Origin of the sequence: Pseudobutyrivibrio sp. UC1225 (assembly GCF_900115215.1) — a bacterium.
Taxonomy (GTDB): Bacteria; Bacillota; Clostridia; order Lachnospirales; family Lachnospiraceae; genus Pseudobutyrivibrio.
On the sequence record NZ_FOVQ01000004.1, the window covers coordinates 21,340 to 38,816 of the forward strand.

Here is a 17,477-nt window from a genome sequence, read left to right on the forward strand (position 1 = left end):
TTCTCCTCAATGGGAAGCCTTAGGACAAAATTTGTGTTTTGTTTATTGTCATTTTTCCCGTCTACATTTATAATACCTAAGGTTAGAATTTATTACATATAATAAGAAAGAATAATATTGATTATGGAAAACAAACAGTTTAAACTCGGCATCGACATCGGCTCTACTACAGTAAAAATCGCCGTGTTAGATGATGAAAACAATCTTTTATTTTCAGATTATCAGAGACATTTTGCTAATATCCAGCAGACTCTCACAGATTTATTAACACAGGCCAAGTCTATGCTTGGACAGATTGAAGTAAGACCTATGATTACAGGTTCTGGCGGTCTCACTCTCGCAAAGCATCTTGGTGTTGAATTTGTACAGGAAGTAATTGCTGTTTCCACATCACTTACTCACTACGCTCCACAGACAGATGTTGCTATCGAGCTTGGTGGTGAGGATGCCAAAATCATTTATTTTGAAAACGGAAATGTTGAGCAGCGTATGAATGGTATCTGTGCCGGTGGTACAGGTTCTTTTATCGATCAGATGGCTTCACTTTTGCAGACAGATGCTACTGGTCTTAATACATATGCAAAAGATTACAAGGCTATCTATCCTATTGCTGCCCGTTGTGGTGTTTTTGCAAAGACAGATATTCAGCCTCTTATTAATGAAGGTGCTTCTAAAGAAGATCTTTCAGCTTCTATTTTCCAGGCAGTTGTTAATCAGACTATCTCAGGTCTTGCATGTGGTAAGCCAATCCGCGGACACGTTGCTTTCCTTGGTGGTCCACTTCACTTCCTGGATCAGCTTAAGGAAGCTTTCATTCGTACATTGAAGCTTGATGATGAGCATACAATCGACTTGGATAACTCACATCTTTTTGCAGCTATTGGTTCTGCACTTAATTCTAAGGAAGAGAATCATGTTCCTATGGATGAGCTCATTGATAAGCTCTCAGAAGGAATCAAGATGGACTTTGAGGTTGCCAGACTTGAGCCTCTCTTTGAGTCAGAGGAAGACTTCCGTGAGTTCAAGGACAGACATGCCCTGGCAGAAGTAAAGAAGGGAGATTTGGCAAATTACCATGGCAATGTTTACCTTGGTATTGATGCTGGTTCTACTACTACAAAGCTTGCTGTTGTAGGTGATGATGGAACACTTCTTTATTCTTTCTACTCAAGCAACAATGGTAGCCCACTTGCTACATCCCTTAAGGCATTAAAAGAGATTTATTCTATCATGCCTGAGGATACACATATCGTACATTCATGCTCTACAGGTTATGGTGAGGCACTTTTAAAGGCAGCTCTCCAGCTTGATGATGGTGAGGTAGAGACAATCGCTCACTACTATGCTGCAGCATTCTTCAATCCTGAGGTAGACTGTATCCTTGATATCGGTGGACAGGATATGAAGTGCATCCGCATTAAGAATGGTGTTGTTGACAGCGTACAGCTCAACGAAGCATGTTCTTCAGGTTGCGGTTCCTTCATCGAGACTTTCGCTAAGTCACTTGATTTTAGCGTACAGGATTTTGCAGAGGAAGCTTTGTTTGCTCTTAATCCAATCGACCTTGGAACACGTTGTACTGTATTCATGAACTCAAAGGTTAAGCAGGCACAGAAGGAAGGTGCTTCAGTAGCAGATATTTCTTCAGGTCTTGCTTACTCAGTAATTAAGAATGCTTTATTTAAGGTTATTAAGCTTTCTGATGCTTCAGAGCTTGGAAAGAATATCGTAGTTCAGGGTGGTACCTTCTACAACGATGCTGTTCTTCGTTCACTTGAGAAGACAGCTGGTGTAAATGTAGTTCGTCCTGATATTGCAGGTATCATGGGTGCCTTTGGTTGTGCCCTTATTGCTAAGGAGCGCTACGAGGAAAATCCTACTACCACTACTCTTGGCATTGATGAGATTAACAATCTTACATTTGATACAAAGCTTACACGTTGTCAGGGATGTGTAAACCACTGTCTCCTTACAATCAATCGTTTCTCCGGCGGACGTTCTTTCATCACAGGAAACAGATGTGAAAAGGGTGCAGGCGGTGTTAAGAATAAGGAAAACATCCCTAACCTTTACGATTATAAATACAACAGATTATTTGATTACGAGCCTCTTTCAGAGGAGGAAGCTACTCGTGGAACAGTTGGTATTCCTAGAGTACTTAACTTATATGAAAATTATCCTTTCTGGGCTACATTCTTCAAGGCTTTGAAGTTCAGAGTTGTTTTATCACCACGTTCTAACCGTAAGGTTTACGAGCTTGGTATTGAATCAATTCCATCAGAGTCGGAATGCTACCCAGCAAAGCTTGCTCACGGACATGTACAGTGGCTTATCAACGAGGGAAATGTTGACTTCATTTACTATCCATGTATTCCATATGAAAGAAACGAGTTCCCAGATTCAAACAACCACTACAACTGCCCTATCGTTACTTCTTATGCAGAAAACATTAAGAATAATGTAGACGAGATTACAAGTGGAAAGGTTCGCTTCCTTAATCCATTCATGGCATTCACAAGCGAAGAGATTTTAGCTTCTCAGCTTGCAAAGGTATTTAAGGAAGAGTTTGATATTTCTGAAGGTGAAGTTCGTGCCGCTGCCCATGCTGCTTGGCTTGAGCAGGAGCATTTCAGAAATGATATGTATGCTAAGGGTGCCGAGGTTCTTAAGTATTTGGAGGAGACTGGAAAGCACGGTATCGTTCTTGCAGGTCGTCCTTACCACGTAGACCCTGAGATTAACCACGGTATTCCAGAGCTTATTAACAGCTACGGTATTGCAGTTCTTACAGAGGATTCTATTTCAAACCTCGGTGAGGTTGAGCGTCCTCTTATCGTTATGGATCAGTGGATGTTCCACTCTCGTATGTACGCAGCTGCAAACTATGTTAAGAAGCATGATAACCTTGATTTGATTCAGCTTAACTCATTTGGTTGCGGTCTTGATGCTGTTACTACAGATCAGGTTGCTGATATCCTTACTCATTCTGGCAAGATTTATACATGCCTTAAGATTGATGAGGTTAATAACCTTGGTGCTGCACGTATCCGTGTTCGTTCATTACTTGCAGCACTTCGTGTAAAGAAAAAGAAGAAGCAGGAGCGCACTATCGTTCCAGCTAACTATAACCGTGTAATGTTTACAGAGGATATGAAGAAGAATTACACAATTCTTTGTCCTCAGATGTCACCTATCCACTTTGATTTGATTGAGCCTGCCTTTAATGCTGCCGGCTACAATCTTGTGGTACCTGACATCCCTACACGTACATGTGTAGATGTTGGTCTTAAATATGTAAACAACGATGCTTGCTATCCTTCACTTATGGTTATTGGTCAGCTTATGGCTGCCATCGACACAGGTGAGTTTGATATGAGCCGTACTGCTCTTTTGATTTCTCAGACTGGCGGTGGATGTCGTGCTTCAAACTACATCGGATTCATTCGTCGTGCACTTGCTAAGGCTGGATATCCAGATGTACCAGTTATTTCACTTAACCTTAGCGGACTTGAGCCAAACCCAGGATTTAAGCTTACACCAAGCCTTATCCAGCATGGTCTTTACGCTCTTACCTTCGGAGATATTCTTCTTCGTTGTGTTTACAGAGTTCGCCCATACGAAGCAGTTCCTGGTTCAACAGATGAGCTTCATGAAAAGTGGAAAAAGAAGATTGTAGAATTCGTTGGTACTCCAAAGATGCTTTCTCATAGAAAGTACAAGAATATGTGCCGTGAGATAATTCGTGATTTCGATAATCTTCCTATTATAGAAGGACTTGTTAAGCCAAGAGTTGGTATCGTAGGTGAGATTCTTGTTAAGTTCCTTCCAGCAGCAAACAATCATCTTGCTGACTTACTTGAGCAGGAAGGTGCTGAGGCAGTTGTACCTGATCTTACAGACTTCTTACTCTACTGCTTCTACGATTCAACCTTCAAGGCTGATAATCTTGGAGCAAGCAAGATGTCAAAGCACATTGGAAACCTTGGAATTAAATTCTTCGAGTGGCTCAGAAGTGCTGCTAGAGATGAGTTTAATAAATCAAAGAGATTTACAGCTCCAGCTTACATTAAAGATACTGCAGATCAGGCTAAGGATATTGTATCAATCGGAAATCAGACTGGTGAGGGATGGTTCCTTACAGGTGAGATGCTTGAGCTCATTGAAAATGGTGCAAGCAATATCGTATGTATTCAGCCATTCGGATGCTTACCAAACCACGTAGTAGGTAAGGGTGTAATCAAGAGAATTCGTCATGAGCATCCAGATGCAAATATTGTAGCCATCGATTACGATCCAGGTGCATCAGAGGTAAATCAGCTCAATAGAATTAAGCTTATGCTTTCTACAGCAAATAAAAACTTAGATAAAAAAGAGGCATAAATAGTAAAAGCCAGCTCATCATGAGCTGGCTTTTTCGTTATATGTTCGATGCTATTATACGGAACTCGTATGGTTTGAGATACTGATTATCTCTTTCAACGGATGGATAGTTTCCAAAGATTATTCTGTCTCCGTAGAATTCTACAGAACGGTTCGAAGATGAAAGATTACAGTAAATGTATAAGCGTTCATCCTTTGCTTCTCTGGTGAAAATATACACATCACTTGGGGCTGCAACCTTTCTATAGGTACCCTCGCTCAACGCCTTGGAATTCTTTCTGAAGTCTATCATCTGTTTGTAGAAATTCAGGATACTGTTCTCATCTTCAGTCTCAGTTTCCACATTGATATATGACTTATTTTCATTAATCCTAAGCCAAGGTTCTCCTGAAGTGAATCCCGCATTTTCAGAGGAATCCCACTGTACCGGAGTTCTGGCATTATCCCTTGAGGTTCTAAGGATTAACTTTCTTCTAAGCTTATGGGTCAGAAGCATACGCTTCATGGCCTGATTAATGTTATAGGATTCAATATCCTTTATATCTCTAAGTCCTCGGAAATCACCGTTGGTCATTCCGATTTCTTCCCCTTCAAAAATAAATGGTATTCCCTTTAGAGAAAGGTTCAAACCACATAATAGCTTTGCACTCTTCTCCCAATATTCCTTCGTATTTCCGAAGTGATTTACAGAACGAACCTGATCATGGTTCTCTAAATAGTTGGCAGGAATCTCAAGAGCGTTCTGCCATTTATCTAAAATCCTTATCAGTTTATCAGGTTTATATCGTTTCTTGAGCCACTTAACACCGCCCCTGCTATCAACATCCATGTGTTCAAAGAAAAAGATAGCATCCAGCTCTCCTCTGTTTTCATCACAGAGAAGCTTTGCTTCATTTGGAGTAACAAGGATTGTCTCCCCAACTATAAAGGTCTTGTAATTTGACCATATTTCCTTATTAAATCTCTGTAGCAGTTCGTGACAGCCTTCTGTATTAAGATAATGCTCTCGACCTGTGAGAATTAATCTTCGCCTACCGTTACTAAGAGAATTCTTATATATGATGTTAATTACATCACATCTGAACCCAGATATTCCTTTATCAAGCCAGAAGCGCATCACATCTGCAATCTCATCATAAACATCTGGATTCTGCCAATTTAAATCTGGCTGTTTTTCGCTAAACAGATGTAGATAATAATCTCCATTCTCTGTTTTAGTCCATGTGCGATTACCGAAGAAAGAACCCCAGTTGTTAGGCTTGTCGCTGAATAAATAGTACTTCCTATACTTAGGGTCTCCCGCAAGGGCCTTCTTAAACCATTCGTGCTCATCACTAGTATGGTTTATAACAAGGTCCATAATAATTCTTATGCCTAGACGCTTAGCACGACTAATGAGTCGATCCATATCTTCCATTGTACCAAATTCTGGATTTATGCCCTTATATTCAGAAATATCGTAGCCATTATCATAGCCAGGGCTTGGATAGACTGGGCTGAGCCATATGACGTCAACTCCCAAATTCTTTAGATAATTAAGTTTAGAAATGATGCCTGGTATATCGCCAATACCATCACCATTGCTGTCGCAGAATGAACGCGGATATATTTGATATACGATGGCGTTCTTCCACCATTTTTTTGTACCAGCTGCGGCCATATCGTTCCCCCATATACTCATGCGCAGTATGAATCCCATCTGCGCTCTCCCCATAGATTTATAATAAAGTAAAGTACATAGTTTTTCAACAATTTCATCACACAATCATCACATTAGTGATTAATTATTGCGACAAATAGCGTGTTTTCGTAATAATAGTAAAAAAACGGCAGACATATCCGTCTGCCGTTATAGTTTTTTGCAAGTGCAAAACCACTAATTATTGCAACATATTTTACTTTGTGAGCAGCATCATAATCTTGTTTGAACGAGCTACGAACTCTGTCATTGCCTCTGGCGAAAGAGGTGCGTTAGCAAGCTTAGCAAGATCATAAAGCTGAGCTGCAAAGGTAGGAACATTCTCAGAATCCTTGTTATTAAGAATGTACTGAACAAGGTCGTTGTTTGCATTAAGTACAAGTGTCTCTGATGCAGAACCGAACATGTTCATATCCATGCCACCCATAGCGTACATTCTCATCATATCCTGCATACGACGGCTCTCCTCTGATACTGTAAGCATAGAAGAAAGATCCTTGTTCTTAAACTTCTCAACCTTAACCTCGAGACCTTCATTGTTAAGTGCCTTGCGGAATACATCTGTAAGTGTCTCTGTCTCAGTCTTAAGCTCGTCCTCTGATGTCTCCTCAACCATAGTGTCAGTAACATCAGCATCGATACGACAGAACTTGTAGTTCTCATTGCGCTGCTCAAGCTGTGTGATGAATGAGGTATCAATAGCGTGGTCGAGAATGACTGCATTCATTCCCTGCTCCTTGAACATATTTACATACTGAGACTGCTGCTGAAGATCAGTTACATAATAAACTGTCTTTCTTGTATCTTCTGGCTCTTTTGTGTCATCAGTATCCTTTGCATCTTCTACAACTTCTGCCTCTACAGTCTCACCATTTTCATCTGTAGCCTTCTCTTCATCTTCCTTAACTAGAAGCTCTGGAAGTGTAGTGTATTTATCGTTGATGTCCTTGAATAAGATGTAGTCGTTCATCTTATCGCAGAACTTTGTATCCTTTAAGCAACCAAACTTAATGAATGGAGCGATATCGTCCCAATACTTCTCATAAGATTCCTTATCAGTCTTGCACATACCTGTGAGCTTGTCTGCAACCTTCTTTGTGATGTACTCAGAAATCTTTGTAACGAAACCATCATTCTGAAGAGCAGAACGTGATACGTTAAGTGGAAGATCTGGACAATCGATAACACCCTTAAGAAGCATTAAGAACTCTGGAATAACTTCCTTAATGTTATCAGCGATGAATACCTGATTGTTGTATAGCTTGATTGTACCTTCGATAGAATCGTACTCTGTATTAATCTTAGGGAAGTATAAAATACCCTTGAGATTGAATGGATAATCCATGTTAAGGTGAATCCAGAAAAGTGGCTCCTTATAGTCATGGAAGACATCTCTATAGAATGCCTTGTAATCATCATCTGTGCACTCTGATGGAGACTTTGTCCAAAGTGGCTGTGTCTCGTTAAGAGGTGTAGGCTCGATTACATTTCCGTCATCATCCTTCTTTGGCTCCTCGCCCTTCTTTGAAAGATAAATCTCTGTAGGCATGAATGAACAGTACTTTGTGATTACTTCTCTTGCTCTGTATTCATTTGCAAACTCGAGGCAATCTTCATTTAAGAATAAAGTAATCTTTGTTCCTACCTGATCCCATTCACCATCGCCCATCTCGAACTCTGTGCCGCCATCACATTCCCAGTGAACTGGAGTAGCACCTTCCTTGTATGAAAGTGTATCGATGTGAACCTCATCAGCAACCATAAATGCAGAATAAAAACCGAGACCAAAGTGACCAATAATCTGATCTGAATCTGCCTTATCTTTGTACTTCTCAAGGAAGTCTGTAGCACCTGAAAATGCAATCTGATTGATGTACTCATCTACCTCTTCAGATGTCATTCCTAGACCGTTATCGATGAAGGTAAGTGTCTTGTCCTCAGGGCTAACGATGACCTGAATCTTTGCCTTGTAATCAAGTGGAAGAGAATACTCTCCCATCATATCTAACTTCTTTAACTTTGTGATTGCATCACAACCATTTGAAATAAGCTCTCTATAAAAAATATCGTGATCACTGTATAACCACTTCTTAATTACTGGAAAAATATTCTCACTTGTAATTGATAAACTACCTTTTTTATTACTCATTATCCTCACTCCTTCTCTAATCCGCTGTTACGCCAACAAGCCTTAGTGTTTTTTCATTCGACTAACATGTCTCATTCAAAAACCTAAGAGCTTGTTCGCTACAGCTATTCGCTAGAAATTATGATAATACTACGTATACGAGAAGTCAATAAAAAATTAGCACTCTACGGATAAGAGTGCTAATAACGTGTGCAACGGGTAAAAAAAGAGCTGTATCGTATATACGATACAGCTCTACGCTACGTCATAAATAAATAAAACAAAATCTTAAAGCTCTACTGATCCCACGCTATCTTTATTAGCTACGTAATAAATTTTGCGCTCTTCTGGTTTGATATAAATGTTTAACTCTTCAAGAGTCTTACCCTTGTAATCCTTCTTGAACTGTGCCTGTGCTTTCTTTAAGCACTCAGCCTCTGTAAACTCACGATCCTGATACTGAACAACTGCTGTTGTTGCAACTGCTTTTTTCTTTGTTGTAGCTTTCTTAGTTGTTGCCTTTTTTGCGGTTGTCTTTTTAGCTGTTGTTTTCTTTGCAGCTGTCTTCTTTGCAGGAGCCTTCTTAGCGGCTGCTGCTTTCTTTGTTGCTACTTCTTTCTTAACTTCGTCAACGACCTTCTTTGTTGTCGCTGGTGCACTAGCTACTGCAGTCTTAACAGTTGTAGCTGCAGATGCTGCAGACTTCTTTACATCATCAACTGTAACCTTTGCATTTGTTACCATTTTTCACCCTCCTATTTGAGCAATAAAAGTTTTTGTTTTTTATTTAGTTAGTATTATAGTCATTCTTCTATTTAAATGCTAGTCTATTATGAAAATTTTCTACCAATTTAACAATAAAAAACAAATTATAAAATGGATTTAATACAAATTGCACTTATAATTTATAAATATTTATTTAATGTTTCAAAAAAAGTTGCACTTGTAAGTTCAGAAACGTCATCCGTAAATACGATATTGTCCCAAAGATTTGTATTCATATTTGAGAAATTTTTCTCCTCTAAATCTTTCACAATATCTTCCAAAACTTGCTGTCTTCTTTTCTCAATAATGACCTCTTTATTTGCCTCTGATAATTCCTCATTGTACTTATCCAAGCACTGGAAAAAATAATAGCCACCATCAGCAGAAATCGCAGTAGAAACTTCGTCTGTATCAAGATTAAAAACGACTTCATCAATCTCTTTTGAATACTCTCCACGAGCAAAGGTAACCTGATATGAATCAAGCTCTGTATATGTGGATGCAAGACGCTCAAAGGTATATCCATAATCAATCATTCCCTGGATTTCATCTGCCTTTGCTTTGTCAGAAACAAACAAAACGAATGCTTCCATAACACGTGCTTCATCCTCAGAAACTTCTTCATCAACTGAGTTCATAAGCTCGTCATAAACCTTTGTTGCTAAAGCATATTTTTTGTATGCTTTAAGCACATCTTTTTTCTTCGCACCTGTGAAAGATTTCTCAGCAGAATTAAGTGAAGAATAATATTCCTTTGCTGCATCTTCACACGCCTTTTCTTCTTTTTCAGTAAGAGTGATTTCCTGCTCCTCAGCATATAAATTTAAAACGTATACACGAGTGAGATGTTCTATGGTCAGATCCTTAATTGAACCAGTCATGGTGTCGATGTCAAAATCATCTGTCCAAAGGTTAACTCCATCAACTGAACCATAGATATTTTTTTCATTTAAAAGGTAAAGAAGCGCCTCCTTTTTTGAGCACTTCATATCACCAATTTTGAACACTGTATTTCGTCTGCTGGAGGTGTCAAAATACACTGTCTTATCCTGAAAGGTGCATGCCGAAAATGACAAAGAAAGTGATGCCACAAGACATGCTGCGCAGATTCTTTTTATAAACTTCATTTCTATCCCTCTACAATAAGATATCTTCCATCGCCAATGGCAAAAACTTCCTCAGAGGAAAGAATCTCCTCCTCAGACATTCCTGAGATATCCATTGCATCTTCGAGATATTCCATTACTTCTTTTTTATTTTTGCAAACAGTGGCACAAACGTCCTCTAAGAACTCTGCTGCCTCCTGCTCGTCTTCGGCTACCTTTTCTGGGAATAACTTTAATTGGTTGTCAAGGAAAGCCTTGATTGTTAATTTGTCGTACATATCGTAACTCCTTTCTCTAGCGCGAAGGAATATAGCAAAGTTTCCTTCACTGGGGTGTTGTATGCTTTTTCGATAGCAGACTTATATAACTGTAACTGCTTTTCATATCTTAGCACTAATTCAGACTCTTCGTCTACTCTATCTGTTTTATAATCCAGAAGAACTATTCCGTCGTCCTCCTGGAAGAAAACGTCGATGATTCCCTGAACTAAAATCAGCTCGTCAGAGGCATCTTTATCATCAAATAAATCTCTTCCATTGCTTCCGAAAACAAATGGTTTTTCTTTGAATAAAAGCCCATTTTCTGCGGCAAGAGACATGCGCTTTGCTATGTCATCTGACAGGAATTTTTTAAGCTTATATGGACTGATTCTGGACTGCTCATCATCTGAAAGCATATGAACATTTTTCATGTAAGAAAGCTGCTCATCAAAGGACTGTTCAAAATCACTTCTGGCGAAATCAAAACATTCCATAAAGCGGTGCATGGCTGTTCCATAAAGAGCACCTGTTGGAATAGCTGAACCAGATTTTTCATCCTGTTCCTCAGAGATTTCTGTGCGCATGAATTCAGGAATATATCTTTCCTCTTCATGGTGGATGAAGGCTGGTGCTGCATCTAAATTTTGCTCGTAAATAGACTCCATTGCATTATGCTTAATCTCAGAAACAGAATACTTACTTTTATATTTGCTGTCTTCGATTTCGTCATATTTAAAGGACAACGTATTTACGATTTCGTTATCTGATGACAGCGTAGCCTCATCCACTAATTTCTCAATTACCTTTTTTGCATCCTCTCGAAGAACAGCTCGTTCAACCTCATCCACAAAAAGCTCACCGCAATCAACAATTCTTTTTTTATAAGGCACTGCTGAGGCATTTAAACCTCGAATCATAAGCTCAATTGCAGACTGAGCACGTGCCTTAGTAAGATAGTCAATTACCGATGATGAGGCTGTATATCCCTCTATAATATCTGCTACAGATTTATCCTTGGTAGGCTTGATTGTGGCAGTGATAATAAGCTTATCAACAGGACGGGTAAGTGCTACATAATACTTTCTAAAGAACTCGCCTTTGGCACTGTCATTTAGCTTCGTTTTTACGATAGAGTAAAAAGGTGTGGTGCAGCTGATTCTTGTTTCTGGATTGCGATAATTAAGAGCGAGACCAAGGGTGTCATCATAGCAGAATTTTCCACCCTCATCTCTTGCGCCACGACCACATCCACTGACAAAAACAACTGGGAATTCCAAACCTTTACTTTTATGAATGGTCATAATTTTTACTGCATCGTCATTCTCTCCCACGGACTTTGCAAGACCTAAGTCTTCTTCGTAAGTACGAAGTCCCTCAATGTATTCTACGAAGCGCGACAAGCCCTTAAAGCTAGTTCCTTCAAAGCTTACAGCCTCATCCACAAGCTTTTCAAGATTAGCATAAGCCATCTTTCCCATAGGAAGAGAACGTACATATAAACCGTAACCAGTCTCCTCCAAAAGCATTTCAATAACCTCATGGATAGGTGTGTCGATTGCTATATCACGGAAGCGATTTAACATATCTAAAAACTTTTCTATATCCTTAGAAGGATGTTTTTCCTGATATGAAAGCAAGCAATTATATAAAAAGCCATCACCGTCTGTTGCACGAATCTGAGCAAGTCTGTTTGAGGAAAAACCAAACATTGGCGAATGTAAAACTGCCGCCAATGGGATGTCATTGAAGGGATTATCAATACAGGTAAGCATTGATAAAACCGTCTCTATTTCCTCGCGTTCAAAGAATCCTGTCTCCTCAGAAACATAGGCAGGAATTCCTTTTTCTTTCAAAACGCTAATGAACTTTTCAGCGTGACCACTTACAGCTGACATAAGAATCACTACGTCAGAATATTTCATAGGACGAAGAGCACGCTCGTCTCCATCCTTGTAACTTACCTGAAAATCTTCTTCCTTAAGCTCCTTAATTCGCTTTGCAACCACAAGAGCCTCAAGAGAATCTCCATCCTCAATATCAAGCTCTTTCATAGCCTCGCTATCCTGTGACGCCACAATTATTTCGGACTCGTAGGCGCTCGTATCACCCTTAAAGGTCTTATCTCCCACCTTAAGAGCTGCTCTTTCATCGTAAATTACACCACCCATATCAGCCTGCATAAGTGGCGCAAAAATATAGTTGCAGAAATTTAAAACTTCACCACGGCTTCGGAAATTATAATCAAGATCAATGCGTACAGAATCTGAGCTGTCATCCATAGGATATGAATACAGCTTGTCGATGAAAAGCTTTGGACTTGCCTGTCTGAATGCATAAATAGATTGCTTTACATCACCAACTGTAAAGTAATTATTTCCTGACGTGATGGCTGTAAGAATCTGCTCCTGAAGCTCATTGGAATCCTGATACTCATCCACCATTACTTCCTTAAAATGGTTGGCAAGCTCGATAGCAACTGGTCGTCTTTCATGCTCTTTTGAATCCTTGTTCCTGAGGATTTCAAGGGCCATGTGTTCTATGTCGTTGAAGTCATAAATATTTTTCTTCGACTTCATTTTTAAGAGCGTATCAGTGTAATCCTGAGTGAATCGAATCAAAGCTGTAGCCTGCTTTTTGACAAAGGAAATACAGTCAAATAATTCCTCTGGATTCATTGCAAAAAACTTTTCTGCATAGCCTGAAATAACATCCTTATATAAATCTCTAAGAGATTTTACTCGCTGTATCTCATCAGGATTTAAAGGTGTCTTTTTTGCATCCCATCTTACTGGTGCAAAGCCAGCATATAAGACAACTTTTTCACGATAAGTTTTTGCATTTATAATTGCCTGAATATAGGAATATTCCTCAGAAATAATTGTTCCATCCTTTGTAGAATAATCGCCATTATATAACTTCATTAAAGGTTCTAAACGCTTTATTAAATCTGCCAAAACCAAATCAGTGACTCTGATTATACTTTGAACAAATTCGCTTTCTTCCAGCTCATCCACAGAATTAATATCGTATAAACGAAGTGCCTCCTGATACCATTCATGAGGCCATGGATAGCTTACTGCCTTCGCATGAAGATCAAATACCATCTTCTTTAATTCATCTGTTCTGCGACCTGTTATATATGCATCTGCCAGAAGTCTGAAATCCTTATCATCTGATTGAAGATACTTGCTAAGCAGGTCGTCAAACACCTCATCAGAAAGCATTTTCAGCTCTCCTGTGGTGCCAATTCTGAAGGATGGCTCCTGGTCAATTTCATAGAAATAATTCTTAACAATCCAGCTACAAAAACTGTCTATGGTACGAATATGGGCGCTATGAATCAGTGTGGCCTGAGCTTTGATTCGCTTATCCACACCCTTTTCAGAAACAGCCTTATCGATGGCCTGACGAATTCTATCCTTCATCTCTGCTGCGGCAGCGTTGGTGAAGGTAACCACCAAAATCCTGTCTACATCGATAGGATTTTTCTCGTCCAAAATTTCTGAAATAATTCGCTGTACAAGGACGAAGGTTTTACCACTACCTGCGGCAGCGCTGACCAACATATTTTTATTTCTGGTATCCCTTACCTTTTCCTGTTCTTTAGTAAGACCCACGTTAATTTACTCCTTTGAATCCATTGATTCTTTCATAAGTTCTATTACTGCATCTTTTTTACCAAGCTTTTCAAGGTTGCGAGCCTTAAAGCCTTCCTCATTTTCATTGAAATGACAGACGCTCTTAAAGCTACAATATTGACATGCATCGATATTACCTAATCTGGCTGGTGCACAATCAAAATCACCATCAATTATGTGCTTGGCAGTTTCAGCTGCCGAATATTTAGAATACTCTAAAACAGTATTAATGCCCTCAAGACTGACGGCATTGGTATTTGCATCTACCTCACCATCTTTTTTCACACCGTAAGGTACGATAGATGATTTAGATGTCTGTCCATCATCAGTACCAACTGTGGAATCATTAGCAAGTAAATCGCTCTCTTCTGCGGACAGCAGACCTTCCATTCGACTGAGCTTTAAGCGCTCTTCATTCGTGCCTGCAAGGGTGCCTGTACGTTCAACATATTTATTTGCCATTTCATAGTAAAGCATGGCGGATGGATGAAGTGTAGCATTTGGATATTTCTCTTTCAGCTTATCAAGAACTACACTCATGTAGATAGGAAGCTGCATAGAAAGACCGTAATAACACTCCTCCAAATCCAGCTTATGACCGCTGGATTTATAATCTATGATACGAACTGCCATGTCAGCTGAGTCTGTCAGGTCAATTCTATCTACCTTACCTTTTAGGTTTGCAACCAGCTCATCACTTTCTCTATCTCTAATTTCAGCGGATATTTTTTCCTCGAAAAATGCAGGTTCAAATTCACCTCTGGAAACCTGTGTGGTAATGATTTCCACAGTATGACGCAAGGTCTCTCTCATGGATTCCACAATATATTTCTGAGTGTAATCCTCCAGGGTAGAAACCTTTGACATTGCCTCAAAGGTCTGATTGAAAGCAGTATCTAAATATGCATCTCTTTCTTCATTTGATACATTCTTCCATTTCTTTCCATCTGCTTTTAGATTATCAGAATAACGCTGGATAGCCTCATGGTAAAAGTTACCCATATCCATGCTGGATAACTCGAATTTTTCTCTTTCCTGAAGCCTCATAATATACGTAAGGAAATACTTATAAGCACACTCGTTGTAAAGCTCAAAACGAGATACTGAGCCAGATACCGTTTCATCTGAATTAAAGGCCTCATTAACTGCCAACATGATATCCTTTGAAACTGACTCTGGCTGATGCTGATAGAATGCTCCAGAAAGGATAGTATCAAGGGACAGACTGTCCTCTGCCTTTGCCCACTCAATAAGCCCCTTAAAGGTATTTAATTCCTCAGGAGACAGGCACTCAACACCTTCCGCCGAAGCCTGATTAATTAACTCTATAAGATAATTTACGGCACTCTTTTTAGATAAGAGCTTATCTGAAACTGCAAACTCTTCTATCTCGTTAAGAGAAACCTGAGGGAAAAGCTTTGTGATTACCTCCACAAGATAAGAAGGATTTACAGATTTTCCAGCTCCATCCACTCGTGGCATTGTAATATACAATTTCTGATTTGGCTTTGTCAGCATCAAATATAAATAAAATCGCTGTCTGAAGGATTTTTGTCTGTCAGAAGGTGCCAACTCGAAGCCCTGCTCCAATAGCTGTTCTCTCTCCAGCTGAGAAAGAATACCACCATTTTCCACCTTCTTTGGGATGGCGTCATCTGATGCTCCAAGGCAGAAAAGAACCTTGATATTTGAAAGTCTGGTTCGCTCAATGTCTCCTAAAATTACGCTGTCATTTGCAGGCGGAATAACACCTATGGATGCAGCTGAAAGACCCGCCTCATAGATGTCGTGGAACTCATCCAGCTTCATAGTCTCCTGATCAAGAATGTTAACCATCTTGTCCAAAATATCCATGATGATTGGATAAATCTGACTGTATTCCTTTGCCTTTACCGCATTACTATCCTGATAGAGATTTCCACGTTCATTAATCTTTCCTTCCACATCAAAATATAGAAGAAATTTATAAAGGGCTGTGGCAATGTTTCGAACAGTATCTGTCTTGCCTACGGCATTATCAAAATCGATAAATGGCTGAATGAATTTACTTCTGATTTCGTTTACACGAATTAAATCTTCATCGCTTTTGAACTGATTTGAACGAATGGCAAAAGGATGAAAATATTTCTTTTTTCCACGGATGCCCGTTGCAAGAATATAGTTTTCAAGATAATCGATTTCATCGGTTTCTAAAACTGTAAGATCTGTTCTTAAAAATCTAAAGACATCTTCTTTTCTAAAATCATTATCAAAAATATCAAATAAAGAATCTATTGCCTCAGACATAGGATGGAACAAAATCTCTGTTTTGGCATCAATAAAGAAAGGTATCTGGTAATCAGACCAAATCCCTGGCAATAGATATCTGTAATTTTCCATGTTAGGTGCAACCACAGCAATGTCCTTGTAACGCATTCCGTTTCGGACAAGTTTGTTGATGGTGATTGCCACAAATTTTAGCTCGTCTCTTGGACTGCGAAGACTGGTGAGCTTGATAGATTCAGGAGCATTATCCCCCTGAAACTGAAGGTCATTTCTAAAAATATTTCTCTCTAAAAACTGGAGTGCAGGATTTTGAGAAAGCCACCCATTTTCATCTGAAATGAAAACTGGCTCATTAATCTCTTTTCCAATTCTTTTAGCAATCTGATTTAGCTTTACAGCAAATTCTGAAGACATGGCAAAAACATCATCCTCAGACTTCATCTCGAATAACGCAGTATTTTCATCTGCAGTAATTGTCACTGCTACCTCATCGCAAATCTGAAGCATGTGCTCCACAAGCTGATACTGGATAGGTGTAAAACCTGTAAACCCATCTAAAACTACGGTAGAGCCTGTGACAATATCAGAGCTGTCCAGCATCTCATTTAAAGTAGACAAAATGGATTCTGTGGTGACATATCTGCCCTCGATGAAATCCAAAAATGCCTGATAGATTACCAGCAAATCGGAGGCTTTTCTTCTGAAGCTTTCTGACATCACCGGCGAGCTCATCATCTCCTGAAGCTTTTCAGGGGTGATATTATACTGAGTCATTTCTGAGATAAGAGATTTTATCTGAGTGATATAGCTGACTCTGGTGATATTGTTCCTAAGGGCCTTGATATCGTTTAGCTTATTATTTACCAGCTTACGGATTACAAGGGACTTTCCCGTATCATCCAAAACAGACTGCACCGCAGTGCCAAGCTCCTCAAAAACTCTGTAGGCCAGACGATTGAAGGAAAGGACATCTATATTCATAATGCATTTGTTTGGATGCATGGATACAAGCAGACGCTGTGTGGACATGGTGTACTGCTCTGGAACAATAACAAGATAATTCTTATCCTTATGCTCCATGGATTCCTGAATTATCCTGCTGTATATATTTGTAGATTTGCCACTGCCGGAGCTACCGACTATTAAAGATAATGACATTTAATTCTCCCTAAACACAAAAGCACCTCGTCACGCTCTCAAGCCTAAGATATTGCTTTCAGTCACTAGATGTTCCTT

The 17,477-nt window shown here is 39.4% G+C and carries 8 protein-coding genes; 1 reads left to right on the plus strand and 7 read right to left on the minus strand.

The window, feature by feature from the left end; genetic code table 11:
- The first annotated feature begins 123 nt into the window (after window positions 1-123).
- Window positions 124-4,380, plus strand: coding sequence for a 2-hydroxyacyl-CoA dehydratase (locus BMZ41_RS06670; protein ID WP_090528359.1), 4,257 nt, complete (start codon window positions 124-126; stop codon window positions 4,378-4,380).
- Between the two features lie 37 nt (window positions 4,381-4,417).
- On the opposite strand, the gene BMZ41_RS06675 is transcribed toward BMZ41_RS06670, so the two are convergent.
- The 7 genes from BMZ41_RS06675 to BMZ41_RS06705 form a co-directional block, all read right to left on the minus strand.
- Window positions 4,418-6,079, minus strand: a complete 1,662-nt coding sequence (locus tag BMZ41_RS06675) for a glycoside hydrolase family 13 protein (protein ID WP_177184168.1) — start codon at window positions 6,077-6,079, stop codon at window positions 4,418-4,420.
- 196 nt (window positions 6,080-6,275) lie between these two features.
- On the minus strand, window positions 6,276-8,228 hold the full coding sequence (htpG, locus tag BMZ41_RS06680; protein WP_090528006.1) for a molecular chaperone HtpG: 1,953 nt from the start codon (window positions 8,226-8,228) through the stop codon (window positions 6,276-6,278).
- A gap of 267 nt (window positions 8,229-8,495) precedes the next feature.
- The gene (locus BMZ41_RS06685) at window positions 8,496-8,951 is read right to left on the minus strand and encodes a DUF6465 family protein (RefSeq protein WP_090528009.1); all 456 of its coding nucleotides are present in this window, start codon (window positions 8,949-8,951) and stop codon (window positions 8,496-8,498) included.
- A gap of 161 nt (window positions 8,952-9,112) precedes the next feature.
- Window positions 9,113-10,099 (minus strand): peptidylprolyl isomerase, encoded by a 987-nt coding sequence (locus BMZ41_RS06690; protein WP_090528012.1) that lies wholly within the window; start codon window positions 10,097-10,099, stop codon window positions 9,113-9,115.
- Between the two features lie 2 nt (window positions 10,100-10,101).
- Window positions 10,102-10,356, minus strand: a complete 255-nt coding sequence (locus BMZ41_RS06695; protein WP_072917419.1) for a glyoxalase — start codon at window positions 10,354-10,356, stop codon at window positions 10,102-10,104.
- The gene (gene addA, locus BMZ41_RS06700; protein ID WP_090528015.1) at window positions 10,341-13,955 is read right to left on the minus strand and encodes a helicase-exonuclease AddAB subunit AddA; all 3,615 of its coding nucleotides are present in this window, start codon (window positions 13,953-13,955) and stop codon (window positions 10,341-10,343) included. Before addA ends, BMZ41_RS06695 begins: the two co-directional genes overlap by 16 nt.
- Window positions 13,956-13,961: 6 nt before the next feature.
- On the minus strand, window positions 13,962-17,399 hold the full coding sequence (locus BMZ41_RS06705; protein WP_090528018.1) for a PD-(D/E)XK nuclease family protein: 3,438 nt from the start codon (window positions 17,397-17,399) through the stop codon (window positions 13,962-13,964).
- Window positions 17,400-17,477 lie beyond the last annotated feature (78 nt).